This window comes from Paenibacillus sambharensis, from assembly GCF_003233845.1.
In the GTDB taxonomy this organism is placed as follows: Bacteria; Bacillota; Bacilli; order Paenibacillales; family Paenibacillaceae; genus Paenibacillus_I; species Paenibacillus_I sambharensis.
In genome coordinates, this window is record NZ_QKRB01000055.1 from 207,569 (window position 1) to 231,126 (window position 23,558).

Below are 23,558 nucleotides of genomic sequence, written 5' to 3' on the forward strand. Positions count from 1 at the left end.
TCAGCCGCTGCACACCTGCCGTTAGCACTCGTTAGCAGTGAGTGCTAACCAATAATACAAAAATACCAAACCGCCTTGACGATTGTCAAGTCAGTTCAGTATTTTGAGCCCTATTTAGCATGGATATGCAATCGCCCGGCAGCAGAGCGGTTTTTTAATGATTTAGACGAATTAGTTCAAAATTTTAAGCACAGCGATTTCATCACAGCATTCCTGCTTGGGACAATTCACACAATCTGTCCATACCTTCTCAGGGAAAATATCCTTATCGACAATCTCGAAGCCATTCTTCTGGAAGAAGCGGGCTTCATAAGTCAAAGCCATCACCTTCGGGATTCGCTGTGACTTTGCTTCCTCAATGAGCCGGTCAACCAGCTTGCTTCCGATCCCAAGACCCTTGTAGCCATCCGACATACCCAGCGAGCGGATTTCGACCAGCTCTGAACCAAGTCGGCACAGTGAGCCGCAGCCGACGATCTCCTGCTCCACCTCGGCTACAACAAAGGTGTCGATCTGGCGGGAAAGCGTCTCCCTTGAGCGGGGCAGCATGATGCCCTTCCTCGCATAGCCTTCTATTAACAGATACAACGTATCCACATCTTCAATTGTCGCTCTTCTGCATACTGCTTCCATGATGTTCCCCCCTGGCATTCAACCGCCCGTGTCCCATAACATGAATAAATATACAACAGAGAGAATAAACACTCAAGAACTATTTCACAGGAAGCGATGCGATAAACGCGCCGAACACTTCATTGCCAAGCGGGATTCCCCGTTCACTCAGCCTATAGCTGCCTTCTTCAGCCGAATGCTCCAGCAATCCATTCTCGATAAGCGGCTTTAACACGGTGCCGAAGACAGAATCAATTGTCAGCCCGCCGAACTGCGCAGCGAAATCCTGATCCCGGACTCCACCCAGCATCCGAAGGCCGACCATCATGAAATCCTCCATCGCCTCATGCTCCGCAACGGCTTCCTCGCCAAGTCTCGGCAGCCTTGTGCGCGTCGCATCAATAAACGGCTGGACGCCCTTGATATTAACATGCCGGATACCATGCGCATACCCGTGTGCACCAGCGCCAAGACCATAGTATGGCTCATTGCGCCAATAGGTGATATTATGCCGGCTTTCGAAGCCGGGCAGCGCGAAGTTGCTTATCTCGTACTGTCTGCGTCCCGCGCCTCTCAGACGCTCCATAATGAGCTTGTACATGCCAAGCTCCTGCTCCTCGGAAGGCAGCGGAAGCTCGTTGCGCTCATAGAGGGCATGAAACAGCGTATTCTCCTCGACTTTAAGCCCGTATAACGAGTAGTGAGGCAGGTTCAGCGCCAGCGCGCGGGACACGCTGTCATCCATCTGCTCCATCGTCTGGCCAGGCAGACCGAACATCAAGTCGATGGACAAATTATCGAAGCCGGCCTGGCGAGCCAGTTCAATACTCCGGTAAACATCATCTATGTCGTGAATCCGGCCGATCCTCTCCAGCAGCACATTATCGAAGGACTGGACACCGAAGCTGATCCGGTTGACACCACCCGCCCGCATGACCTGGAGTTTATCCAGATCAGTCGTCCCCGGGTTGGCCTCCATGGAGAATTCCACCGATTCTGCTAGCGGAAAATAACGCGCTACGCCTGCAAGAAAACGTTCCATCTGCGGAGGTGTCAGAACGGTCGGTGTACCTCCGCCAACAAACACCGTCTTAATTTCGCCTGGAGGGAGGGCCTGCACCGTCCGCTCCATCTCGCGTTCGAGCGCCTCAAGGTATTCGTCCACCGGCTGTCCCTTCAGCACGAACGAATTGAAGTCGCAATAATGGCACTTGTTCGTACAGAAGGGGATATGAATATATAACGCTGCTGGTGTTGTATGAAGCATCCGGCAGTAACCTCCTCTAAACCAATTTGACCCGCAAACGCAGGAGTCCCGGACTTGAAGCGTCCGGGACGGCAAAAATATATATCATGCTCTGCTGCTGTTAGTCGTCGATCTTCAAGACAGCCATGAACGCTTCCTGAGGCACTTCTACACTGCCTACCTGCTTCATGCGCTTCTTGCCTTCCTTCTGCTTCTCGAGCAGCTTGCGCTTACGGCTGATGTCACCGCCGTAACACTTGGCAAGGACGTTCTTGCGCATAGCCTTAACGGTTTCACGCGCAATAACCTTCGTGCCGATGGATGCCTGAATCGGCACCTCAAACATCTGACGCGGAATCAGATCCTTCATCTTCTCGCAGACAACCCGGCCCCGCTGGTAAGCGCGGTCACGGTGAACGATAACCGAGAGGGCGTCCACCTGCTCGTTATTGAGCAGAATGTCCATCTTCACGAGGTTTGACTTGCGGTAGCCCGACAGCTCGTAATCAAAGGATGCGTATCCCTTCGTATTCGACTTCAGCTGATCGAAGAAGTCGTATACGATCTCCGAGAGCGGAATATCGTAAGTCAGCGTGACCCGGTTCGTATCCAGGTATTCCATGTTAATGAACTCGCCCCGCTTGCCCTGGCAGAGCTCCATGATTGCGCCGACATAGTCATTAGGCACGATGATCCCCGCCTTGACGTACGGCTCTTCCACGTAGTCGATCTTGCCAACCTCGGGATAGTTGGACGGGTTGTCAATTTGCAGCTCTTCGCCGTTCGTCAGCATAACCCGGTACACAACGCTCGGTGCGGTTGTGATAAGCGGAATATTGAACTCGCGCTCAATCCGCTCCTGAATAACATCCATATGAAGCAGGCCAAGGAATCCGCAGCGGAATCCGAATCCCAGGGCTGATGACGTCTCGGGTTCATAGCGCAGCGAAGCGTCATTAAGCTCCAGCTTTTCGAGAGCCTCCCGCAGATCGTTGTAATCCTGCGTTTCGATCGGGTACAGACCACAGAATACCATCGGGTTAATCTTACGGTAGCCCGGGAGCGGCTCCGGCGCCTGGCGCTTCGCCTCTGTGATCGTATCACCAACGCGCGTGTCCTTGACATTCTTGATCCCTGCCACCACGAAGCCTACATCGCCGATAGCAAGCTCGTCCACGATCGACATGCGCGGCTTGAACGCACCAACCTCAATCACTTCGAACTCAGCGCCGGTTGCCATAAAACGGATTTTCGTGCCGGCCTTGATGCTGCCGTCCACTACGCGCACATAGACGATAACCCCTTTGTACGGATCGTAATGGGAGTCGAAGATAAGTGCCTTAAGCGGCTGGTCCGGGTCACCCGTTGGGGCTGGCACCTTCTGCACAACCTGCTCCAAAATTTCCTTGATGCCGATCCCCGCCTTCGCCGAAGCCAGCACGGCATCGCTCGCATCAAGCCCGATCACATCTTCAACCTCCTGCTTCACACGCTCCGGTTCAGCGCTTGGCAGGTCAATCTTGTTGATGACAGGCAGAATTTCAAGATTGTTATCAAGTGCCAGGTAAACGTTGGCAAGTGTCTGCGCCTCGATTCCCTGGGCAGCATCGACGACAAGCAGCGCACCTTCGCAAGCAGCCAGACTCCGGGAAACCTCATACGTAAAGTCGACATGTCCCGGTGTATCGATCAGGTTCAATATATATTCCTCGCCGTCATCCGCCCGGTAGGACAGTCGAACAGCCTGCAGCTTGATTGTAATGCCGCGCTCTCTCTCCAGGTCCATCTGGTCGAGTACCTGTTCCTGCATTTCCCGGGACGTAAGCGCTCCGGTATACTCCAGGATCCGGTCTGCGAGCGTCGACTTGCCATGGTCGATGTGCGCGATTATGGAAAAGTTGCGAATTTTTTTTTGCCGATTGCGGACATCAGTCATTATGAATCCCCCACACCTCTTTAATGCTAACCATTCTTCCCATTATAACAGTAGAAGGCGGGGGCAGCAATCAGAGGGATGAAATTCACACCTGATGATGCCGCTGGCTTCCAAGACCCGGTCAAATATGCAGAATGCATCCGGCAGCTTTAGCCCGCAATGGCGTCAAAGAGCGAAACCACGAGCCTGATTCCCCCGCTGGACAAGCCCTGCAAAAATCCGGCCGCGCCCTCCGCCGCCTTATTAACGGAGGCTTCACCGGAAGGCGGCGAATAGCCTGCAAGCCCCTGCCCGGCAGCCCCTGGGAGCGCTTCGGCTGATTTCGCTGAGTTTCCGGCAGCCAGATCATTCTGCTCCACAGCCGGACCATTCTCCAGCGGAGCTGCCTCGGCTGGCGGCGGCTCCTTACTCAGCTGCACCTCCATCCCTTGCTGCTGGCTTGCATGATCAAGCGGGCCATAAATTCTGCCGATTCCGTCCGCCGACATTTCGAGCCCATACAGCAGAAGGATAACCAGCAGGGCGCCTGCCATTGCCCATTGGAAAGGTTTCCGTTTCATATCCGTCACTCCTCTATGATCAGTATATTTATGAGGCAACCGGCTTAGCCGCGCCCTGCTTGCCGTTAACCTTCTCATGCTCCCAATATATATCCGTTATGACCTTCGCGAGCGCATCAGCGGTTCGGTACGATTCCTGCAGAGTATTCTCGATCCCGCCAATCTCGATGATGACACTTTCGGTCGACAGGGACTGGTTGTATTCGCCGTTGCCGGTAGCGGCCGATTTGCCCCAGATGCCGCGCGAAATACCCGGATAAGCCTTCTCAAGCGCATTGTGTATTTTTGTAGCAAAGGCCTCATTCTCTTTCCATCTAGGATTGCGGTGTCCGATGATAAAATAAACCTGGGCATAGGACTTGCCGTTAATGGTCGCGGTAGTCACACTTCGCGGCTGGGAATCCCGGTGAATATCGAAGAAGAAGGATAAGTCCTCGTTCGAAGCCATCGCATCGGTTACCGTTTTACCGGAGTACTTATAGGACAGCTCCCACCTGTAGCCATCGATAGCTGTCGGGTAGTCGGTATCCGAATGCTCTGCGCCTACTCCGCGCCGCTCCAGCATCTTCGCCAGCCTCTTGCCGACAAGCGTAATGTTCTTGGTAGCCGAGCTTGGATCCTTCGCGCCCTCCTTAAGCTCAGGAAGCCAGGATTCCCGGCTGTGAGAATGATAGATGAATACAACCTTGCGCCCGCCTGTTGTCTGTCTGGCAGCCTCATCAGGCTGGGACTCCTCTGCCGGGTCAGCTTCGTGCCCGCCTTCTCCGCTCTCACGCGGCTCTGAGTTGCCGCTGCTCGGGGCATGTCCATCTTCATTCGGCTGCTCGGCTCCGCCCTCCGCGGCCCCTTCGGACGGGAGCGGCCTGTTATCCTCCGGACCTAGGGCAACATCGGTTCCCGTACCGCTGCGGAGCAGAAAAGCACTGTCATCCCGCAGGCCCGGCAGTTCGCCGGCGATCAGACTTTTCGGATCGGAAGGATTAATATCGGTAAGCAGTCTGACCAGGAAGGAAGCGGCCTGCTTGCCGCTGACCTCAGCAGCCGGTCCGGAAGATTCATAGGCTGGCAGCTCCATACTCAGCATATCCGAGAAGAGCGCGCTGGATACAGCTGCCGCAAAGCCCTTCATCGACGAAATCGGCGAGTCCGCAGACGACTTGTGGAATATTCCTGCCAGCCCGGCCGCTACAATCAGCATCATGGAACAGAGAGACAGCGCTGCGAAGGTGCGGCCCTTGACGAGCAGCCTGCGGACCGACTCGCTGCTTCGCGGTGCGTGCCACTGAACGGTTACACGTTTCATTCGTTATAGTCCTCCTCGTTCGGATCGCTTAGTGATCTACTACCAACCTATGAGATTAGGCAGATTCATAGAACCATTTACGAGAGGACAATCCGGATACAGCACAAAAAAGCCGCCCGGCCCGTTTAGGGGCTGGCGGCTGCTGTCCGCTGCGAGGAAGCTTGCAAATTTTTTCAGTGCGTATAGGCGGCAACGTTCGATTTATCAACCGCTTCGTGCAGGGCTGCGTTCAGGCCGCTTGCTATAATATTGGCAATGTCTTCAATGAACTGGTCAACTTCCTTCGGCGTCACGAGCAGATCGTGTCCGACAGGCTGCAGAACCTCCTTGACCAGCTGCAGTCTCTCCTGCTCGGGGAGGCTTGGCAGCATGCCAAGAATCGGGCCGGTGTTGCCCGTCTGTCTGCCGAAATGCTCGGACATCAGCTTAATGCAGTTGTTAACGATCGTTGAAGCATACACCACGGTAGGTACGCCGATTGCTATGACTGGCACTCCCAATATCTCTTTGGTCAGCCCGCGTCTCTTATTGCCAATACCCGAACCCGGGTGAATGCCTGTGTCCGCAATCTGGATGGTCGTATTTACCCGTTCGACCGCTTTAGAAGCGAGCGCATCGATCGCAATAATCAGATCGGGCTTCGTCCGCTCAACTATGCCCTGCACAATTTCACTGGATTCAATTCCGGTAATCCCCAGCACACCCGGTGCAACGGCGCTGACTGGACGATAGCCCGGTGCCACCTGATCAGGCATCAACTCAAAATAGTGCCGCGTCACCATCGTATTCTCTACAACCAGCGGACCAAGGGCGTCCGGTGTCACATTCCAGTTTCCAAGACCGACGATCAGCGTCCTTGCCTGCGCTGAAACGCCAATCCGGCTCATGAACGCCTCAAACTCCCTCGCAAAGCTTGTTGCCACATGATCCTGCAGCCCGGTGTCCTGACCGCGCAGCCCTGGCACCTCAAGAGTAACGTAATGACCAATCATTTTCCCGATTGCATTTGAAGCAGCTTCGTTCTCAACAATCATTCTCGTGATCGTAATTCCTTCTTCTTGGACGACCTCAGACAGCAGGCCGGGTACGGGCTGACCGCTCCCTGACTCGGCAAGCTCTTTAGCCTCCAATGCAAGGTCAGTCCGAATATTATAAGCCCCCAGGTCTAGTTCCAGCATAGCAAATCGTTCCCCCAATCAAGCTAGTTTTTGTTAGTATGTGTTCCGCTTACCGTTTTATGCATCAGCTATTGCTTTTTACTACTGCGCATGATAGAATATTTCAAGTTGTTGTCTCGAAGTCTATCCTTTATCGGGGGATCGTACATACGCTGGACAACCGCCGGTAAGGATTGATTGAGACTGGGTATTTCCGTATTACGGGAGGTGAACCACATGCCAAACATTAAATCCGCGATCAAACGCGTTAAAACAAGCGAGAAGCGCCGTGCGCTTAACGCATCCCAAAAATCCGCACTTCGTACAGCTGTTAAGAATGCTGACGTAGCAATCGCAGGCTCGGATGCTGACGCTGCAAAATCGGCTCTTGTCACGGCTTCGAAGAAGCTTGATAAAGCTGTATCCAAAGGTCTGATCCACAAAAATGCCGCTGCCCGCAAAAAATCCCGCCTGGCGAAAAAGCTGAACGCTCTTTCTGCGCAAGCTTAATCGAAAGACGAGAATAGATGCACAGCAAAAATAGAGGGGGAACCCTCTATTTTTTTGTCTCTGTATTATGCAGACAGCAGGAAGGCCGCTGCTCGGGAAATGACGAGCAGCGGCCTTATTTTTGAAAGAAATCAGGCACCGAGCGACAGCAGAAACAGCTCAAGCCCCAGCTCCTTATCCACTTGCCCCGTCTTCATGCGGTAGTCCAAATCAGCCAGCGCGGCCAGATGACGGCCCAGCCGTTCCGGCTTCCAGCTGCGCGCCTTCTCTGCCGCAAGCTTCACTGCGTAGGGATGCTGACCAATAATGGAAGCCATCTGCTGATGCGAATAGCTTCGGCCTTCAAGCTCCTTGATCTGCAGCATCATACGGAACTGCCGAACGACAAGCGCCGTTATCTTGATCGGCTCTTCCTTACGGATCAGCAGCTGTCTGTAGAGCTGCAAAGCCCGGTCAACGCGTGACCCGGACATAGCATCGATTAGGGCGAACACATCCTCTTCAAGCGACGGAGCCGTGAGCAGTTCAATATCCTCCTCACGGACGGTGCCTCCGGCACCTGCATGCAAGCACAGCTTGTCCGTTTCCTGCGCAAGCGCCTGAAGATTGGTCCCCACTCTAAGGACTAACCGGTCGGCCGCTGCCTCTGATATGGTCCTCCCCTGACTGGTAGCACGCCGGGTAATCCAGCGGATGAGCTCCGCTCCGTCCAGCTCCTGGAAAGCAATTACGCTGTCTCGTTCCTTGAGCAGCTTCACGACTTTACGCCGTTCATCAAGCTTGTCGCTATGTACCAGGAAGACGATAACCGTCGATTCTGTAGGCTGCTTTATGTATTCCAACAGGCGGTCGATGTCATGCTGGAGCTTCCCTTCCTTGGCACCAGCTGCAAATACCGTCTGGTCTCGGACCAGCACAAGCTTGCGGGCCACGAAGAAGGGCATCGTCTCCGCCTCAAGCATCATCTCATCCACCAGCGTTTCCGCAGTATCAAACTTCACAATACCGAGGTCGCGTTCCTCTTTATCCAGCAGCCTGTCCGACAAATAGGCAACGAACTCCTGCATCCGGTATCTGTCCTTGCCATACAGCACGTAAACCGGGCGAAACTGTCCGCTATTGATTTCTTTGGCGGCCGTACTGGGGTTCATATGCATTTCTCCTTCCCAACATCCTTACACCATTATGCGCAACAAAGGGATGATGCCGCAAGCGGCTTCATCCCTTTGTCCTTGATAATCTATATAAACATCAGCGATCCGGGTCCATGGTACCCGGTTACCGCGGATGGTCATAACGAAGATCAAGGCCCTTTCGGCTAATCTCTATACCGTATCATACGTCGAAATCAGAGAAAGTGTGCGGCTGCTGCCAGATCAAATTTTGGTTTCGGTACCAAGGTTGATGTCAACCCGGTAACGCTCCACCGTTCCGTCCTTAGTCAGCACCTCGTATTCAACCGAAGCGCTGTCCGCTGTCCAGCCGGTAATCGAGATGTCACCATTCTTCGTCCGGCTCTCAAACACGGTGCCTCCGGCCGTTTCTTCTACAACCATCAGCTTGCGGTCTGTTACAACCGCCCGGTAGACGCCATTAGGCGAAACCAGCTCATGCTTCAGTTTTGCATCAGAAGAGGGCTCAGAAGTGATTCCCATGTTGCTGTAGCTGCCTGTATTATCAGTATCTTCTGGCTCTGCAGTAGAATAGATCCCTTCTTCTTCCGCTGTGCCGCCCTCTGCCGTAATCCCCTTATTAGCCGGTGGGCTGCTTCCGTTTGCTTCTGTGCTGTTGCCGTTGTTAAGCGCCCCGGCGTCCTCTCGTTCGCTGCTATCAGCCACCGGCTGGTTGCTGCTGCCGGGAGGCGCAACCGCTGCGGGTTGATTGGTCCCGCCGGACGAGTCAGCACCAGCGGCATTCCCGGCTGAGGTGTTCGATTCTGCAGCAGAAGGCCTCTTCGCTGCGGAGCCGCTGCTCTCTGTTCTATCCTGCCGGGCTGCAGGACGCGGGTCTTCGCCGGGTGCGTCGCTCCCAGGGGAGGCCGGCGAGCTGCTGTTCTTGTCAGCGCCGCTTCGCAAGGCTGAACGTTCTTCAGCATCGCTTGAAGGCTCGTTATCCGAACCTGCCATACTGTCTGAAGTGTTCCCTGCGCCTGCATCGGCAGCACCCATTTGATTTTGCACCGAGTATGTCTCTGAAGAATTCGCAGCTTCATCACCCGCTCCACCGTCTGAGCTGCCGGACCGTGACTCAAGCATGAAGCTTTGTGTACCCTGGCCGAACGGCTGCGGTTCATAGGTGAACAGGAATAGCCCAATGACCAAGCCCGCTGCTGCCACACCGCTTAACCAGCGGACCGAGCGGCGTTCGAACCAGCTCGCTGACCGGCGTTCGACACGTGAGCGTCCGGAAGAGGATGAAGCCAAGGCTGCCGCCTGCTCAATCTCCAGATCGTCAGACGTTTGGGTGAGAAGCAGGTTCTCCTCACGCATTTGGTCAATCTGTTCGAGCTGAGGCAGAATCGCATCGACCAAGCTGTATCTGGGCTGCACTTTCGGCAGATTTTCTAATTCATCGGATAATCGGTTCAAGCGCTCCATCATGGCTTCGCATTCGGGGCAATGCCTGATATGCTCCGTCAAGTCGGCTGTTTCGCGCTCATCCAGATCGCCATCGAGCTGTCGCTGCATCAATTCCATCACCTCTTGACAAGTCATCCTCGGACACCACCTTTCTGATAATCTTGCAGTAAGCCCTGCAGCTGCTGCCTTGCCCGGAATAAATACGACTTGACGGTATTAAGCGGCAGATCAAGCGAGTCTGCTATCTCATTGTAAGAAAAATCCTGCAAGTACCGGAGAACAACGACAGCCCGGTGATGCTCAGGCAGCTTGTCAATTGCCTCACGTACATCTTTGGCCGCATATGCCGAGAGAACCTCCTCTTCGACATCCTGCTTTTCCCGGAAGACCAGCTCATGCTCCTCAATAGAAACCGTCGGTTTGCTTCTACGGAATTTATCGATGCAGATATTGGTCACGATGCGCTGAACCCATGTTTTGAACAGCGCCTTTTCCTCGTAGGAGTTGATCTTCGTATAAATGCGGATGAGCGCTTCTTGCGCAGCGTCCATCGCATCCTGCTCATTCCCTACAATGTAATAGGCCGTCCGGTAGACATGCGTTTCAATCTCGCGCAGCAGGGTAATTAAGGCGTCGCGATCGCCTAATTGAGCGGCTCTGATGAGACCAGGCTCCACCACGAAGGATCCCCCTCTCTTGCAACCTCTCAGACGGAAGTACCGGGTAAAAGGTTGCGGTAAACATTCTATGATTTTATAAAAATTTTAAGTATAAATGGCTGGCTCCCCAAGGCACGGATTCAAGACACCGTTTCAGCCTTCCTGCCTTCTGGAAACCAAATAAAACGGACAGCTGCCAGGCGGCCGTCCACCTCTCAGCATAACAGAAAAAAAGCCCAGCGTATATGGACACTGGACTAGCGGCAACAAGATTATTTTGTCATTTCGGGCGTTTCTAAAGCTGTCAGAGCCGCCGCTTCCAGGGCATTCCTGACTTCCATACTGTCTCTTGTAATCTTGTATTGAATTTCTCCCTGTTTATCCGTCCTGCGAAGCGCAGCACCGGCATTCCTCACACGCTGCAGCACATCCGGGTGAGGATGACCGTACAGGTTCTTCCGGCCAGCAGACACAACCGTCTCAACCGGCTGCCAGTAAGCCAGCCAGGAAGCGGAGCTCGAATGCCTGCTGCCATGATGGGACAGCTTCATAACATCGACTGATGTCCCCTTGGCCCCATACTCGTCCTTGGCTGACAGGGCTGGTCCTGCCGGGTGGCCCTGCTCGGCCGCAAGCATGGCTTCCTCGCTCACGCTTCCCGAATCGCCTGCAAACAGGAACGTCCGGTCATACAGCGTCCACAGGAGACTTACACTGAGCTCATTCTGATCCGGCGCCTCAGGCAGCGCTGCAGACATCCCGCTGCCGCTTGAAGGCGCTTCTGCCGATTCTTCCTGTACTTGCGGATAAGGCCAGAGAAAATGAAAGCTGCTGTATTGATCAGTACGGTACTCCGGCAGATCCCGGTGGGCAGCAATCACGGTAATATTCCTGCGGACGGCCGTCGCAAGCAGCTGGCTTGCATCTGGGGAGGACTTGACCGTACCGTTCCAGATGAGCATTCGTACCGGTATCGTGTCCAGCACCGCCTGAAGGCCGCCGATATGGTCGGTGTCCAAGTGAGATACAATGACGGCATCAAGTGTATGGACGCCCCGTTTCATCAATAACGGAACTACTGTGTCTTTCCCCACCTCATAAGGATCATGGCGCTCACGCCATTCCTCGCCCGGTTTCCGGAAGCTGACCGTACCGCCGCCGTCGATTAGATAGTGCTTGCCAGCAGGTGTGCGGATCAGCACGGCATCTCCCTGGCCCACGTCAAGGAAGGAAACAACGGCCGTCTGCTGGAAGCGGTCCGGCGTGTAAGCGTAGAGAGCCATACAGACAAGCAGCAGAACCGGCACCCAGGATGTCCCAAGACGGAAAGAAGAACGGTCCGCCTGATAGCTGATGCTCCGCCTTGCAAGCAGATTGAACAGCAGAAGAAGGACGGCATACCACAAGACAATCCACCAGGCCGGCGGCGATGGCCATATTAACCGGAACATCCTGCCCTTCTCCAGCAGGCTGCTAAGCGCATAAGTAGTATCGTTCGCCCACTCCGCAAGCCATGCTGCTGCTCTGCCTGCCGGAAACCAGGCAAACGACAGCAGCAGAGCTGCAGAGCCCAGCGGAAGCACCAGCATACTGATGAAGGGCACAAGCAGCATATTAGCCGGAAGGGAAAGCAAGTGAAACTGGTTGAAATAGTATATCGACAGCGGAAAGCTTACCGCCTGCGCAACCATGGACACGGCGGCCAGGTCCAACAAGGCTTTCCATTTGCCCCCTTTCGGCAGCAGGGCGCGAACCCGCGGCACGCCAAGTATAAGTCCGGCGGTGACCGTAAAGGACAGCTGGAAGCTGACCTCTGTCAAATAATAAGGATCCCAGACCAGCATAAGCAGAGCGGCGGCTGACAGCACATGCAGGCCATCCTTCAGCAGATGGTACTTGGCTGCCGCAAGCCCGATGACAGCCATAATGCCCGCTCTCATAACAGAGGGCGCCGCACCGGCCATAACGACATAGAGGGGAACAGCAGCTATGAGAAGCGTGTACATCGATTCCCTAGTTATTCTCAGCCGGCGCAGCACCCAGCCAAGACCCCCAATGAAGACGGCCACATGAAGACCTGATATCGCCAGAATATGCGTGAGCCCCAGCTCGGCGAATTGGCGGTAGCGATCCGGGTCAAGATCCTCCCTGATTCCGAGGACAAGCCCCTTCATATAACCCGACTGTTCCCCAGGAAACAGCCGTTCCATCCGGCTGCCGAGCCACTCCCTTGCCGCATCGGCGTGAGCCATAAGCGCTGCCGCGGAAAGCCGTTCACGGCCGGTAACGGTCACACCGGCCGCACCCTTCACCTGTACCAGCCAGTGAATCCGCTGGCTGTACAGATATCGGCGGTAATCGAATCCGCCGATATTGCTGGCCTGCGCCGGCCGCTCCAGCCGGCCGGCCAGGCTGACGCGGTCGCCGCGCTTCCAGCGGGCGGCGACCGCCAGGTCCGGCTCCTCGCTCAGCCGGACCGTCACCTGCATCCGCTCGCGGAGCCCGAGCGGAGCCTCACCCCCTACGCGGGCGGAGCGGACCGCCGCGCGAAAGGAAACGCGGTCGCCGTCGACCTTGACCGCGGAAACAATCGTTGCCTCCACCGCTGCTTCCGGTGGAGCTCCGGCCTCGGCCGCCTCTGTCCAGAGGCCGAGGCCGGTTGTGTTGCGGGCGTCGGCCCACAGACGCCCGCCCACAGCCAGCGCGAAGGCGGCGAAACACGCCGCCGCCAGCGCGCGCGGCAGCCTGCCGGCGGCCAGCAGCGCCAGCAGCCACAGCAGCAGCGCCGCACCGGCAAGCAGCATGCCGCGCATATCAAGGGCAGCGGCTGCCGAGCTGCCGCCGACATAACAGACCGTAAACCAGACAATCGGCCTTCGGTTAAACTCTGGCACAATCATCCCCCTCTCTTATTCACATGAATATCAGCCTGTAAAAAAACGCAAAAGAACCCCCTCGTAAACTACAAGGAGGTTCTTCCTCAACTTCTTATCCCGCTCTGTCTGATTCGCAGCAGCTTATCCTGCGGGGAGGCTGCGTTAAGGTGCAGTGATCCCCGCGGTCTGCTCCGGCGGCACATAGCCGGTCATATGACGGAAGGCGATGCCCTTCTGTTCCATCAGCCAGTTTACCTTATCGCTGTCCTTCGGATAAGCACGGTGGTATATAATTTCCTGAACGCCGCTGTTCGCCAGCATGTTGGCACAGGTCCAGCAGGGCTGGTCCGTTACATACACCGTAGAGCCTTCACGGTCAATCCGGTCCGTGAACAGAAGCAGGTTCTGTTCGGCATGGATCGTCCGGATGCACCGTTCCTTCTTGACCATCTGCTCAACACCATCGACAACGGCAAGCTCATACTGCTCGGCAATCATGCAGCCTGCCTCTGAGCAATCCGGCACACCCGACGGCGCCCCATTGTAGGCTGTTCCAAGCAGCTTCTTGCCCTGTACCAGAACAGCGCCGACATGGCGTCTCGGACATCTCGACCGGGTTGAAACCATATAGGCAATATCCATAAAATACGTGTCCCAATCCTTGCGGACATTGATTGTGCTTGACATCCCGCTTCTTCCTTTCCATTAAAGCCGGCCCGCTTCTGCTCCACGGCCAGATTTCAGACGGTTTATCGGGGACATACTCCGCTCCGCCTGTTGCGTTATGCAGCCATTATACCCGAACCGCTAACGGAATGCACAAGGCCTCCTGTGCCTTGACGGAGCAGCTGCACCTTGGAGCAGAAAGCGTTCCGCTTGTCCCGGCAGCCCTATGCCTGGCTGGCCTGAATCGCCTGCTCAAGGTCATGCAGAATATCCGCGATGCCCTCAGTGCCGATCGACAGGCGAAGCATGCCCGGCGATACGCCCGCAGCGACCTGTTCCTCTTCACCCAGCTGCTGGTGTGTGGTGCTGGCCGGATGTATAATAAGCGACTTGGAATCACCTACGTTAGCCAGGTGAGAGAACAGCTTTACCGAATGGATCAGCTTCTTGCCTGCTTCGAGTCCGCCCTTGATGCCGAAGGTCAGAATGGCGCCCTGGCCGGATGGCATATACTTCTGAGCCAGCTTGTAGGACGGATGGCTTTCCAGTCCCGCATAGTTAACCCACTCCACCGCTTCATGATTCTCCAGATACTGGGCCACCTGCAGAGCATTGCTGCTGTGCCGTTCCATCCGCAGATGAAGGGTCTCAAGCCCCTGCAGCAGCATGAAGGAGTTGAACGGCGACAGTGCCGCGCCCATGTCGCGCAGCAGCTGAACCCGCGCCTTAATAATGTAAGCTATCGGTCCAACCGCATCGGTGTAGACAACGCCGTGGTAGCTTGGATCAGGGGTCGTAAGCCCTTCGAACTTGCCGCTTGCTTTCCAGTCGAATTTGCCGCCGTCCACGATGACGCCGCCGATCGACGTGCCGTGCCCGCCGATGAATTTGGTCGCCGAGTGAACAACGATATCTGCCCCATGCTCGATTGGACGGCACAGGTAAGGACTTGGGAAGGTATTATCCACAATCAGCGGAATGCCGTGCTCATGGGCGATCGCTGCCACGGCGGCAATATCGAGCACATCCCCCTTCGGGTTGCCAACCGTCTCGGCATAGAGTGCTTTCGTCTTCTCGGTAATTGCCGCACGGAAGTTCTCCGGGTTCGACGGATCAACAAAATTCACCTTGATGCCAAGCTTAGGCAGTGTCATGGAGAACAGATTGTAGGTACCGCCATACAGGCTGGCAGCCGAGACAATCTCATCGCCTGCTCCGGCTATGTTCAAGATAGAATATGTAATGGCCGCTTGTCCGGAAGCAACCGCAAGTGCAGCAGGCGCTCCTTCCAGCTCCGCCACCCGCTTCTCAAATACATCTGTCGTAGGATTCATCAGGCGTGTATAGATGTTTCCGAACTCCTTCAACGCGAACAGATCGGCTGCGTGGTCGGTATCCTTGAAGCCGTATGAAGTAGTCTGATAGATCGGCACTGCACGGGATAAAGTTGTCGGGTCGATCTCCTGCCCGCCGTGAACGGCCAGCGTGTCCAAGCTTGGTTTGCGTTGTTCCTTCATGTCAACATCTCCTTTGTCAGTTCCTGATTAACGCTATCTCTATCATTCTCGCACAAGAAAAGCATGTCTACAACAATTATGTCATCTGTTGTCAGGTTTGGTCCTGTTTCAGCGGCAGCCGTCAGGGGACAGCAGTGACCAGCGGCCTCATCTTGGCCAGCATCTTGGGGCCGATTCCCTTCACCCGGGTGATTTCATCCACCGAACGATAAAAGCCGTTCTGCTGCCTGTCCTCCACGATAGCCTTCGCTTTGGCGGGGCCAATTCCGGGCAGCTCCTGCAATTGTTCGGCAGAGGCCCGGTTCAGGTCCAGCCTGTTATCCGCTGCCGCGGCTGCCGGGGGGCCGGTCGTTTGCGCCGGGCTAACGCCTGCTGCCCCCGCATCCTCAGCAATACCCCTATCGCCGCTGTTCGCCCCGTCCGCTCCACCGTTTGCTCCACTGCCTGCGTCACTGTCCGCTCCGCTGCTTGCACTACTGTTCGTTCCGTTCTTCGTTCCACGATTTGCTTCGCTGTTTGTCCCGCTGTCTTTGGCCCCGTCCGCTCCGCTGCTTGACCCGCTGCCGCTTCCGGGAGCTTCTCCACCGCTCCCATTGACAGCCTGCAGCGAGGCCTCTAACCGTTCGTTTACCGGCTCCCAAGGCGGAAGGTTGCGGGCGCTCTCCACAAGCAGCGCATTCCACAGCAGCACGCCCCCTATCAGGGCCAACCCGGCCGCAAGCAGCAGCCCGCCGCTCGATATCCGTCTCATCCTGCAGCCACCTCCTATCCAAATGAATCCCTAATTCTCATCAAGTCGACTTATAACGTTATCTAGTGCTTCCTATGTCAAAAAAGCAGGAATGCTGGACGAACAGCCGTTCATAGTGTAGTTAGAGCACCATACTACCCTTTATGAAAGGGAGAGATCCTGATGAAAGTGAGCTTTATCGGAACGGGCAGCATGGGCAGCATCCTGATTGACTCTTTCGTCCGCTCAGGCGCACTCGAGCCCTCGCAGATTGCCATCAGCAACAGAACCTTCGCCAAGGCCGAACAAATTGCGGTCCGGCATCCTGGCATGCGGGCCTATCCCGACAATGTCGACGCCATCTCGGGAAGCAATCTCATCTTCCTCTGCATCAAGCCGCTGGAATTCAAGAACGTCATAGACGAAATAAGGGCCAGCGTGCAGCCGGAACAGATGATCATTTCGATCACGAGTCCAGTGCTTCTGGCCCATCTGGAGGAATGGCTCCCCTGCAAGGTGGCAAAGGTCATTCCAAGTATTACGAATTTGTCGCTTAGCGGCGCTTCCCTATGCATGTACAGCGCACGCGTGCTGATGGAGGAACGGCAGATGCTTGAAGGCCTTCTCTCCCATATCAGTGAACCGATCCGGATTGATGAGAAATACACACGTATCGTCTCGGATCTCTCCAGCTGCGGCCCGGCATTTATGGCATTTCTGCTGCAGCAGTTCGTCGATGCCGCTGTGGAGGAAACCGGAATCGACCGCGATGAAGCGGTTCGACTGGCCAGCAACATGCTGCTCGGGACCGGTCAGCTCCTGACCGAAGGCGGAATGACGCCTGAAATGCTGCAGGAACGCGTCTCTGTTCCGGGCGGGATTACCGCCAAGGCGCTTACGATGCTGGGCAACGAGCTGGATGGCGTCTTTCAGCGGCTTATCAAGACCACTCATGCAAAATTCAGAGAAGATCTTGAGAAGGTTGACCAATCCTTTACCGTTATCAGGTAACTGTGCCTTGGCTCCGGCCCGGGCAGCCGTGCTGGATGCGGCAGCATTGCCATCCCGTTGCGATGCCCTGCCGCCGCCCCCAGCCCGCTTCATGCCGGAGCCTTAAGCGCACTTAACGTGCAGCTGCCGTATATTAATTTGCTACGATATTAACGAGCTTGCCCTTGACAGTGATGACTTTGCGGATGGTCTTGCCGGCGGTCGCCTCCTGCACTTTCGCGCTTTCCTTGGCAATGCGCTCCATCTCGGCTTCATCCGTATCAGCGGCGATCGCGATGCGGTCCATGATTTTACCGTTGACCTGGACCACAATCTCGACCTCCTGGTCCACTGTCCACTTCTCCTCAAAGGACGGCCAAGCCGCATAGGAGATCGTCCCCGAATGGCCGAGCTTCTCCCAGAGCTCTTCCGCAATATGCGGAGCAACCGGCGACAGCAGCTGCAGGAAATCCTCCAGCGCCTTGCGCGGCAGCTCTTCCGCCTTGTAGGCTTCGTTTACGAAGATCATCATCTGGCTGATTGCGGTGTTGAAGCGCAGATGCTCATAATCCTCCGTTACCTTCTTGATCGTCCGGTGCCAGGTCCGCTTGAACGCCTCACTGCCTTCCCCGTCCGTGATTCTGCTGTTCAGCTCGCCGTCTTCCCCAATGTACAGACGCCATACCCGGCTCAAGAAGCGGTAGGAGCCTTCCACGCCGTTCGTGTTCCACGGCTTAGTCGCCTCAAGAGGACCCATGAACATCTCGTACATGCGCAGCGTATCCGCGCCGTATTCATTTACGATATCATCCGGGTTGATAACGTTGCCGCGGGATTTACTCATCTTCTCGTTGTTCGTCCCAAGAATCATGCCCTGGTTAACAAGCTTGTGGAACGGCTCCTTCGTGGCAACCACGCCAAGATCGTACAGCACCTTATGCCAGAAACGGGCATAGAGCAGGTGAAGCACCGCATGCTCGGCACCGCCGATGTACAGGTCAACCGGCAGCCACTGCTTCTGCTTCTCCGGGGAACAAATTTCCTTATCGTTATGCGGATCAATGAACCGCAGGTAATACCAGCAGCTTCCCGCCCACTGCGGCATCGTATTCGTCTCCCGGCGCGCCTTCATGCCTGTTTCCGGATCGACTGTGTTCACCCAGTCCTCCGCGTTGGCAAGCGGCGACTCGCCTGTGCCGGACGGCTTGAATTCGTCCACCTCGGGCAGCAGGAGCGGCAGCTCAGATTCCGGCACCGGCTTCATCGTGCCGTCTTCCAGATGCAGGATTGGAATAGGCTCGCCCCAATAACGCTGGCGGCTGAACAGCCAGTCGCGCAGACGGTAAGTTACCTTGCCTTTGCCCTTGCCTTCCTGCTCCAGCCATTCGATTGCCTTCGCGATTGCCGCCTCATTCGTCAGGCCGTTCAAGAAGTCCGAGTTCACATGCGGACCGTCTCCGGCGTAAGCCTCCTTCGACAAATCGCCGCCTTCGACAACCTCAACAATCGGCAGCTCGAACTGCTTCGCGAATTCCCAGTCGCGCTGGTCATGACCCGGCACCGCCATGATGGCGCCGGTGCCGTAGCCAGCAAGCACATAATCGGCAATCCACACCGGAACCTTCGCGCCGCTGACCGGATTTATGGCGAAAGCACCAGTAAATACGCCCGTCTTGTCCTTGGCCAGGTCCGTCCGCTCCAGATCGCTCTTGCGGGCAGCCGTTTCCTGGTAAGCCTCTACAGCAGCGCGCTGCTGATTAGTTGTGATGCGTCCAACCAGCTCATGCTCAGGGGCCAGTACGCAGTATGTCGCGCCGAACAGCGTATCGGGTCTTGTCGTGAAGACGACGAGGCTGTCCTTGTCATGGCCTTCAATGGCAAACGTCACTTCGGCGCCCTTCGACTTGCCGATCCAGTTGCGCTGCATATCCTTGATGCTCTCCGACCAGTCGAGCTCCTCCAGATCCTCCAGCAGCCGCTCGGCGTACTCGGTAATCTTCAGCACCCATTGACGCATCGGACGGCGCACAACCGGATGGCCGCCGCGCTCGCTCTTGCCGTCAATGACCTCTTCATTCGCCAGCACCGTTCCCAGCGCTTCACACCAGTTCACCGGCACCTCTGCCACATAGGCAAGGCCCTTCTTGTACAGCTGGATAAAGATCCACTGCGTCCACTTGTAATATTCCGGATCCGTCGTGCTGATCTCGCGGTCCCAGTCATAGGAGAAGCCCAGCGACTTGATCTGGCGGCGGAAGTTATTGATATTGAAGACGGTAAAATCGCGCGGATGCTCGCCCGTATTGAGCGCATGCTGCTCGGCAGGCAGGCCGAACGCGTCCCAGCCCATCGGGTGCAGCACGTTGTAGCCGCGCATCCGCTTATAGCGGGATACGATATCCGTAGCCGTATAGCCTTCCGGATGGCCAACATGCAGACCCGCTCCTGAAGGGTACGGAAACATATCCAGCGCATAAAATTTTGGCTTCGCCGGGTCCTCGGTCGTCGCGAAGGTCTTGTTCTTATCCCAATACTGCTGCCATTTCGGCTCGATTACTAACGGATTGTAGCCTTGCCTCTGATTCTCACTCATTGGAATCATATGCCCCCTTATTATCAGCAAAAAAACCTCTCATCCATAGCGTAAACCGCTAGGGACGAGAGGTTGATTTTCCCGTGGTACCACCCTAGTTAGCAGATGCATGCTTTGCCCCTGCTCACTCGTTCGTCCTTATCGCGGACTAGACGGCACGGCTGTCTGCCGGTTTAACGGCAGTTCACCGATGCAGCTCAAAGGCGAGTTCGTCTCGCTACCGGTTCGGCTCGCACCTGCCGCCGACTCTCTGATCCGGATAACCGAAAGTACTGTTCCTTCTCTCAGCTCATATATAGATAAAAATGTTAGTTCGATTATAAAAAAGGCGAACCCTGCTGTCAAGCGCTGCGCGCTGTGGACCGGGCAGAGATTACTTATAAGCTACAAAAAACAGCCGCTCGCTCTTCTCATCCGGCGCGTTCCAGCTGAAGTCGGCATAGACCTCAATCCGCTCAAAGCCGGCCCGGCTCAAGGCTCCGCGCAGCCAAGCCTGCTCGTAGGCCCGCTGCACATGCGTCTCTTCAAACCGGATGTATCTCGCATCCCGAGCTGATCCCTCACGGGCAAAAATCGTCAGATGATGCTCAATCTCCAGCCGCTTCTGCTCAAGCTCGCTCGTCCAAATATAAGCGACATCCCGTTCGTCAAGCGTGAAGGGCTGCTCATCAGCGTACCGCTGAAGCGTGAGCGGCGTATGTACATCAAACAGGAACACACCGCCATCCTTCAAGCACTTGAAGGTGGCACGGAAAGCGGCCTCTACATCTTCTTCCTCAAGCAGGTAGTTGATGCAGTCGCAGAAGGATACAACCGTATCCACCGGATCCGGCAGCTCCCAACCCCGCATATCCTGCTGCAGCCAGCGGATGGATCCGGCATTCGAGCGAATCGCCTGCTGCGGCGACTCCTCCCACTTGCTCCGTGCAACCGTCAGCATGTCGGCTGACAAGTCGATGCCGTATACATGGAAGCCGGACCGGGCAAGCGGAATCGAGATACTGCCCGTCCCGCAGCCGAGATCCACAACCGTCTCCGGCATGCTTCCCCTCTGCCAGCACTCTCTGGCAAACCTCAGCCACTCCGGATACGGCATTTCCTCCATCAGCCGGTCATAAACCGACGCGAATTGCTTATATGCGCGCATAATGCCTCCATACCAACCGATTGTCACCGATCCTGCTGTGAGCGTCCGGTCCTCGTCATCCTATTGTTCGTCCCCTACTTCGGGCCTGCTGTCATTCAGATGCGTCCAGCTGCCCTTCTGCTGGATAAGCCCGTCTCGCATCAGCTTCCCCATCGCCCGCTTGAATGCGGATTTGCTGATGCCAAATTTCTGCTTGATAATGTCTGCCGGCGTTTCATCCGAGTAAGGCATGGCCCCGTTCGGGCGCTCACGCAAAAAAGCCAGGATCCGCTGCGAATCCTCAAGCCGGCCGACCTCTTTGCGCTGAAACATGGACAGATTAACGCGGCCATCCTCACGGATAAAGGTAATCCGGGCTTCAGCCTTCTCGCCCAGCCGAAGCGGATGCGGCCGTTCCGCTGCCGGAATCAGCCCATATACCCCAAACCCCGTGACGCCTCCTTCAACAATCACGAACGAGCCAATCTGCAGGGTCTTGGTCACCCAGCAGGTTACCCACTCGTTATGCCACGACGCCGGTGCGGGAAACACCAGCGGGGCCAGCTCTTCCTCGCCGGCTGTCTTGGCAACCAGCCGTCCGGCCTTGTCATGCGCCATTCGCACATACACCTCATCACCAACAACCGGTCTAAGCTCATGCGCCTCCGGCAGCTCGGCATTCGGCAGCAGCAGCTGCCTACCCAGCCCCATTTCAAGGAAGCACCCATAACGGGGATGGGTATCCGCAACTGCCAGACGGGCAACCTCGCCAAGCGTCAGATACGGCCTGCGCATCGTGGCAGCCAGCCGGTCTTCGGTGTCAAAATAGAGGAAGACCTCCACCTCATCACCCGGTTCAGGCCGCTCACCCAAAATTTCGTTATAGTGCAGCAGAACGTCCTGCTCCCCGTCGGTCAGGAAGAAGCCGTTAGGCGGAACTTCACGTGCAGTCTGCAGCCTTACGATTGTTCCCGCGGTCAGCGTCATGCAAATTCCACAACCTTGGCATCCGACCAGAGCCGTTCCAGATTGTAGTACTCACGCTCATCCCGATGGAAAATATGAACGACTACATCCCCCAGATCCAGCAGCACCCATCTTGCTGTATCGGTGCCTTCAATTCCTTTCACACGAGCACCCTTCTCCTCAGCCCGCTTCTTGATCTCCGTCGTGATGGACAGCACCTGCGTGTCCGAGTTACCATGGCAGATGACAAAATAGTCCGCTACCAGTGAAATCCCCTGCAGGCCAAGTGCTACGATCTTCTGAGCCTTCTTGTCTTCTGCCGCATCCACGACTACTTGCATCAATTCATTAGGTTGTATCGTCATAAATCAGCCTCCTCTTTAAGAGCCATTATCAGATCATTACGGGCAAGCACGGTCAGCGGAAAAATCCGTTTGCCTCTTTCGATAAGAAAGGAAAGCGTCGAATCAAATCCGGCGACAAGTGCCCTCTCTAAACTATCTTGGGCCATTTCACGAATCTTATCCACCCCGGGAAAATCACGTCCCGGCTCGATATAATCAGCCAGGCATACGACCTTGTCCAGCATGGTCATCTTCTCCCGGCCAGAGGTATGATACCGGATCGCATCAAGCACGAGCGGATCAGTAATACCGTAATCACGCTCAGCAACAACCGCTCCGACAAAGGCATGCCACAGCTCCTTGTCCTGTGACAGCAGCGGCTCAAGCTCCGGATTGCCGCGCATCACTTCTTCCATCTTGTCGGTACGCCAGTACTTGGCCACATCATGCAGGATAGCCGCCAGGTCTGCCTGTTCCTCACTGACTCCGTACCGCCTCGCAAGCTCGACTGCCGTCTGCATGACACCAAGCGTATGGTTCCAGCGTTTCTCCGGCATCTGGGCCCTGACTGACTCCATCAGTTGATTACGATCCATAAATATCATTCCTCATAATATATTCATACACAGAGTCCGGAACCAAGAATCGGATGGAACGGCCTTCCGCTCTGCGCAGCCGGACAGCTGTCGATGAGATTTCCATCTGGGGCATATCGGCAGTTTTGACCTTATCCCTCAATGGAGAGGGGAGCGCTGACAGATCTGCCGGATAGCCCGGCCGGCTGAAGCCGATGAAGTATTCCAGCCGTTCCGCTAGCTCCGCTACCCTGTGCCATTGTGCAAGATCGCCAATCCTGTCTCCGCCTATAATATAGGACAATAACGTGTCCGGGCACCGCTCCTGCAGAGCGGCTACCGTGTCCACCGAATACGAAACCCCTCCGCGTTCAAGCTCAATGTCCAGCACCCGGAAATTCGGGTGGCCTTCCGCCGCGAGCCGCACCATGTCGAGGCGCATGCGGTCTGAGGCATCTGGAGCACCGCTTTTGAGCGGCGGAGTTGCAGCCGGGACAAACCATATTTCATCCAGTCCGAATACATCTAACGCCGTCTCGGCGGCAAGCAGGTGTCCATTGTGGATCGGGTCGAACGTGCCGCCCATTATTCCGGCTCGAAGCATCAGCTTATT

21 protein-coding genes and 1 other annotated feature are annotated in these 23,558 nt (G+C 55.8%); of the genes, 2 read left to right on the forward strand and 19 right to left on the reverse strand.

All coding sequences use genetic code 11. The features are described 5' to 3' along the window. Window positions 1–171 precede the first annotated feature (171 nt). The 6 genes from DNH61_RS20960 to gpr form a co-directional block, all read right to left on the reverse strand. Window positions 172–633 (reverse strand): N-acetyltransferase, encoded by a 462-nt coding sequence (locus DNH61_RS20960; protein ID WP_111148769.1) that lies wholly within the window; start codon window positions 631–633, stop codon window positions 172–174. A 79-nt stretch (window positions 634–712) separates the two neighbouring features. After that, window positions 713–1,879 carry a radical SAM family heme chaperone HemW gene (gene hemW, locus DNH61_RS20965; protein WP_111148770.1) on the reverse strand — a complete coding sequence of 389 codons (1,167 nt, stop codon included), beginning with the start codon at window positions 1,877–1,879 and terminating at the stop codon, window positions 713–715. Between the two features lie 100 nt (window positions 1,880–1,979). Continuing rightward, a complete protein-coding gene (lepA, locus tag DNH61_RS20970) occupies window positions 1,980–3,794 on the reverse strand; it encodes a translation elongation factor 4 (RefSeq protein WP_111148771.1) in 1,815 nt (604 codons plus the stop codon). Between the two features lie 149 nt (window positions 3,795–3,943). After that, the gene (locus DNH61_RS20975) at window positions 3,944–4,354 is read right to left on the reverse strand and encodes a hypothetical protein (protein WP_111148772.1); all 411 of its coding nucleotides are present in this window, start codon (window positions 4,352–4,354) and stop codon (window positions 3,944–3,946) included. Window positions 4,355–4,382: 28 nt separating this feature from the next. Further along, window positions 4,383–5,657 (reverse strand): stage II sporulation protein P, encoded by a 1,275-nt coding sequence (spoIIP, locus tag DNH61_RS20980; protein WP_111148773.1) that lies wholly within the window; start codon window positions 5,655–5,657, stop codon window positions 4,383–4,385. A 173-nt stretch (window positions 5,658–5,830) separates the two neighbouring features. Then, window positions 5,831–6,832, reverse strand: coding sequence for a GPR endopeptidase (gene gpr / locus DNH61_RS20985; protein ID WP_111148858.1), 1,002 nt, complete (start codon window positions 6,830–6,832; stop codon window positions 5,831–5,833). A gap of 219 nt (window positions 6,833–7,051) precedes the next feature. Between gpr and rpsT the strand changes: the two genes are divergently transcribed. Beyond that, the gene (gene rpsT, locus DNH61_RS20990) at window positions 7,052–7,324 is read left to right on the forward strand and encodes a 30S ribosomal protein S20 (protein ID WP_111148774.1); all 273 of its coding nucleotides are present in this window, start codon (window positions 7,052–7,054) and stop codon (window positions 7,322–7,324) included. A gap of 131 nt (window positions 7,325–7,455) precedes the next feature. Here the strand turns inward: rpsT and holA are convergent, their stop codons facing one another. The 7 genes from holA to DNH61_RS21025 all read right to left on the reverse strand — a co-directional run bounded on the left by holA (window position 7,456) and on the right by DNH61_RS21025 (window position 16,372). Further along, window positions 7,456–8,475: a DNA polymerase III subunit delta gene (gene holA, locus DNH61_RS20995; protein ID WP_111148775.1), complete on the reverse strand. Its 1,020-nt coding sequence runs from the start codon at window positions 8,473–8,475 to the stop codon at window positions 7,456–7,458. 225 nt (window positions 8,476–8,700) lie between these two features. Next, window positions 8,701–10,038, reverse strand: a complete 1,338-nt coding sequence (locus tag DNH61_RS21000) for an anti-sigma factor family protein (RefSeq protein WP_111148776.1) — start codon at window positions 10,036–10,038, stop codon at window positions 8,701–8,703. After that, a complete protein-coding gene (locus DNH61_RS21005; RefSeq protein ID WP_111148777.1) occupies window positions 10,035–10,583 on the reverse strand; it encodes an RNA polymerase sigma factor in 549 nt (182 codons plus the stop codon). Before DNH61_RS21005 ends, DNH61_RS21000 begins: the two co-directional genes overlap by 4 nt. Window positions 10,584–10,834: 251 nt before the next feature. After that, window positions 10,835–13,456: a DNA internalization-related competence protein ComEC/Rec2 gene (locus tag DNH61_RS21010; RefSeq protein WP_181438810.1), complete on the reverse strand. Its 2,622-nt coding sequence runs from the start codon at window positions 13,454–13,456 to the stop codon at window positions 10,835–10,837. Between the two features lie 144 nt (window positions 13,457–13,600). After that, complete coding sequence (locus tag DNH61_RS21015) at window positions 13,601–14,125, reverse strand: deoxycytidylate deaminase (protein ID WP_111148779.1); 525 nt, start codon at window positions 14,123–14,125, stop codon at window positions 13,601–13,603. 203 nt (window positions 14,126–14,328) lie between these two features. Further along, entirely contained in the window at window positions 14,329–15,621 is a 1,293-nt protein-coding gene (locus tag DNH61_RS21020) for a homocysteine synthase (protein WP_111148780.1), read from the reverse strand. A gap of 121 nt (window positions 15,622–15,742) precedes the next feature. Next, on the reverse strand, window positions 15,743–16,372 hold the full coding sequence (locus DNH61_RS21025; RefSeq protein ID WP_111148781.1) for a ComEA family DNA-binding protein: 630 nt from the start codon (window positions 16,370–16,372) through the stop codon (window positions 15,743–15,745). A 162-nt stretch (window positions 16,373–16,534) separates the two neighbouring features. On the opposite strand from DNH61_RS21025, the gene comER reads away from it, so the two are divergent. Continuing rightward, window positions 16,535–17,362: a late competence protein ComER gene (gene comER / locus DNH61_RS21030; RefSeq protein WP_111148782.1), complete on the forward strand. Its 828-nt coding sequence runs from the start codon at window positions 16,535–16,537 to the stop codon at window positions 17,360–17,362. A gap of 133 nt (window positions 17,363–17,495) precedes the next feature. On the opposite strand, the gene leuS is transcribed toward comER, so the two are convergent. The 6 genes from leuS to nadD all read right to left on the reverse strand — a co-directional run bounded on the left by leuS (window position 17,496) and on the right by nadD (window position 23,549). Then, complete coding sequence (leuS, locus tag DNH61_RS21035; RefSeq protein ID WP_111148783.1) at window positions 17,496–19,934, reverse strand: leucine--tRNA ligase; 2,439 nt, start codon at window positions 19,932–19,934, stop codon at window positions 17,496–17,498. A 57-nt stretch (window positions 19,935–19,991) separates the two neighbouring features. Beyond that, window positions 19,992–20,229: a binding site (T-box leader), on the reverse strand. Window positions 20,230–20,307: 78 nt separating this feature from the next. Then, a complete protein-coding gene (locus tag DNH61_RS21040) occupies window positions 20,308–21,081 on the reverse strand; it encodes a class I SAM-dependent DNA methyltransferase (RefSeq protein ID WP_111148784.1) in 774 nt (257 codons plus the stop codon). A gap of 60 nt (window positions 21,082–21,141) precedes the next feature. Then, complete coding sequence (locus tag DNH61_RS21045; protein ID WP_111148785.1) at window positions 21,142–22,047, reverse strand: CvfB family protein; 906 nt, start codon at window positions 22,045–22,047, stop codon at window positions 21,142–21,144. Next, window positions 22,044–22,391 carry a ribosome silencing factor gene (gene rsfS / locus DNH61_RS21050; protein ID WP_111148786.1) on the reverse strand — a complete coding sequence of 116 codons (348 nt, stop codon included), beginning with the start codon at window positions 22,389–22,391 and terminating at the stop codon, window positions 22,044–22,046. The genes DNH61_RS21045 and rsfS overlap by 4 nt, the downstream gene beginning before the upstream one ends. Further along, on the reverse strand, window positions 22,388–22,966 hold the full coding sequence (gene yqeK, locus DNH61_RS21055) for a bis(5'-nucleosyl)-tetraphosphatase (symmetrical) YqeK (RefSeq protein ID WP_111148787.1): 579 nt from the start codon (window positions 22,964–22,966) through the stop codon (window positions 22,388–22,390). Before yqeK ends, rsfS begins: the two co-directional genes overlap by 4 nt. Next, window positions 22,956–23,549, reverse strand: coding sequence for a nicotinate-nucleotide adenylyltransferase (gene nadD, locus DNH61_RS21060; protein ID WP_111148788.1), 594 nt, complete (start codon window positions 23,547–23,549; stop codon window positions 22,956–22,958). The genes yqeK and nadD overlap by 11 nt, the downstream gene beginning before the upstream one ends. Window positions 23,550–23,558 lie beyond the last annotated feature (9 nt).

Bases quoted from the DNA above. Each gene is read 5' to 3' on its own strand.
- rpsT (WP_111148774.1), top strand. From the start codon at position 7,052: ATGCCAAACATTAAATCCGCGATCAAACGCGTTAAAACAAGCGAGAAG.
- holA (WP_111148775.1), bottom strand. From the start codon at position 8,475: ATGAACCCCAGTACGGCCGCCAAAGAAATCAATAGCGGACAGTTTCGC.
- lepA (WP_111148771.1), bottom strand. From the start codon at position 3,794: ATGACTGATGTCCGCAATCGGCAAAAAAAAATTCGCAACTTTTCCATA.
- comER (WP_111148782.1), top strand. From the start codon at position 16,535: ATGAAAGTGAGCTTTATCGGAACGGGCAGCATGGGCAGCATCCTGATT.
- hemW (WP_111148770.1), bottom strand. From the start codon at position 1,879: ATGCTTCATACAACACCAGCAGCGTTATATATTCATATCCCCTTCTGT.
- DNH61_RS21040 (WP_111148784.1), bottom strand. From the start codon at position 21,081: ATGCGCGCATATAAGCAATTCGCGTCGGTTTATGACCGGCTGATGGAG.
- DNH61_RS21000 (WP_111148776.1), bottom strand. From the start codon at position 10,038: ATGACTTGTCAAGAGGTGATGGAATTGATGCAGCGACAGCTCGATGGC.
- DNH61_RS21015 (WP_111148779.1), bottom strand. From the start codon at position 14,125: ATGTCAAGCACAATCAATGTCCGCAAGGATTGGGACACGTATTTTATG.
- spoIIP (WP_111148773.1), bottom strand. From the start codon at position 5,657: ATGAAACGTGTAACCGTTCAGTGGCACGCACCGCGAAGCAGCGAGTCG.
- nadD (WP_111148788.1), bottom strand. From the start codon at position 23,549: ATGCTTCGAGCCGGAATAATGGGCGGCACGTTCGACCCGATCCACAAT.
- yqeK (WP_111148787.1), bottom strand. From the start codon at position 22,966: ATGGATCGTAATCAACTGATGGAGTCAGTCAGGGCCCAGATGCCGGAG.
- DNH61_RS21045 (WP_111148785.1), bottom strand. From the start codon at position 22,047: ATGACGCTGACCGCGGGAACAATCGTAAGGCTGCAGACTGCACGTGAA.
- DNH61_RS20975 (WP_111148772.1), bottom strand. From the start codon at position 4,354: ATGAAACGGAAACCTTTCCAATGGGCAATGGCAGGCGCCCTGCTGGTT.
- rsfS (WP_111148786.1), bottom strand. From the start codon at position 22,391: ATGACGATACAACCTAATGAATTGATGCAAGTAGTCGTGGATGCGGCA.
- leuS (WP_111148783.1), bottom strand. From the start codon at position 19,934: ATGAGTGAGAATCAGAGGCAAGGCTACAATCCGTTAGTAATCGAGCCG.
- DNH61_RS21025 (WP_111148781.1), bottom strand. From the start codon at position 16,372: ATGAGACGGATATCGAGCGGCGGGCTGCTGCTTGCGGCCGGGTTGGCC.
- DNH61_RS21020 (WP_111148780.1), bottom strand. From the start codon at position 15,621: ATGAAGGAACAACGCAAACCAAGCTTGGACACGCTGGCCGTTCACGGC.
- DNH61_RS20960 (WP_111148769.1), bottom strand. From the start codon at position 633: ATGGAAGCAGTATGCAGAAGAGCGACAATTGAAGATGTGGATACGTTG.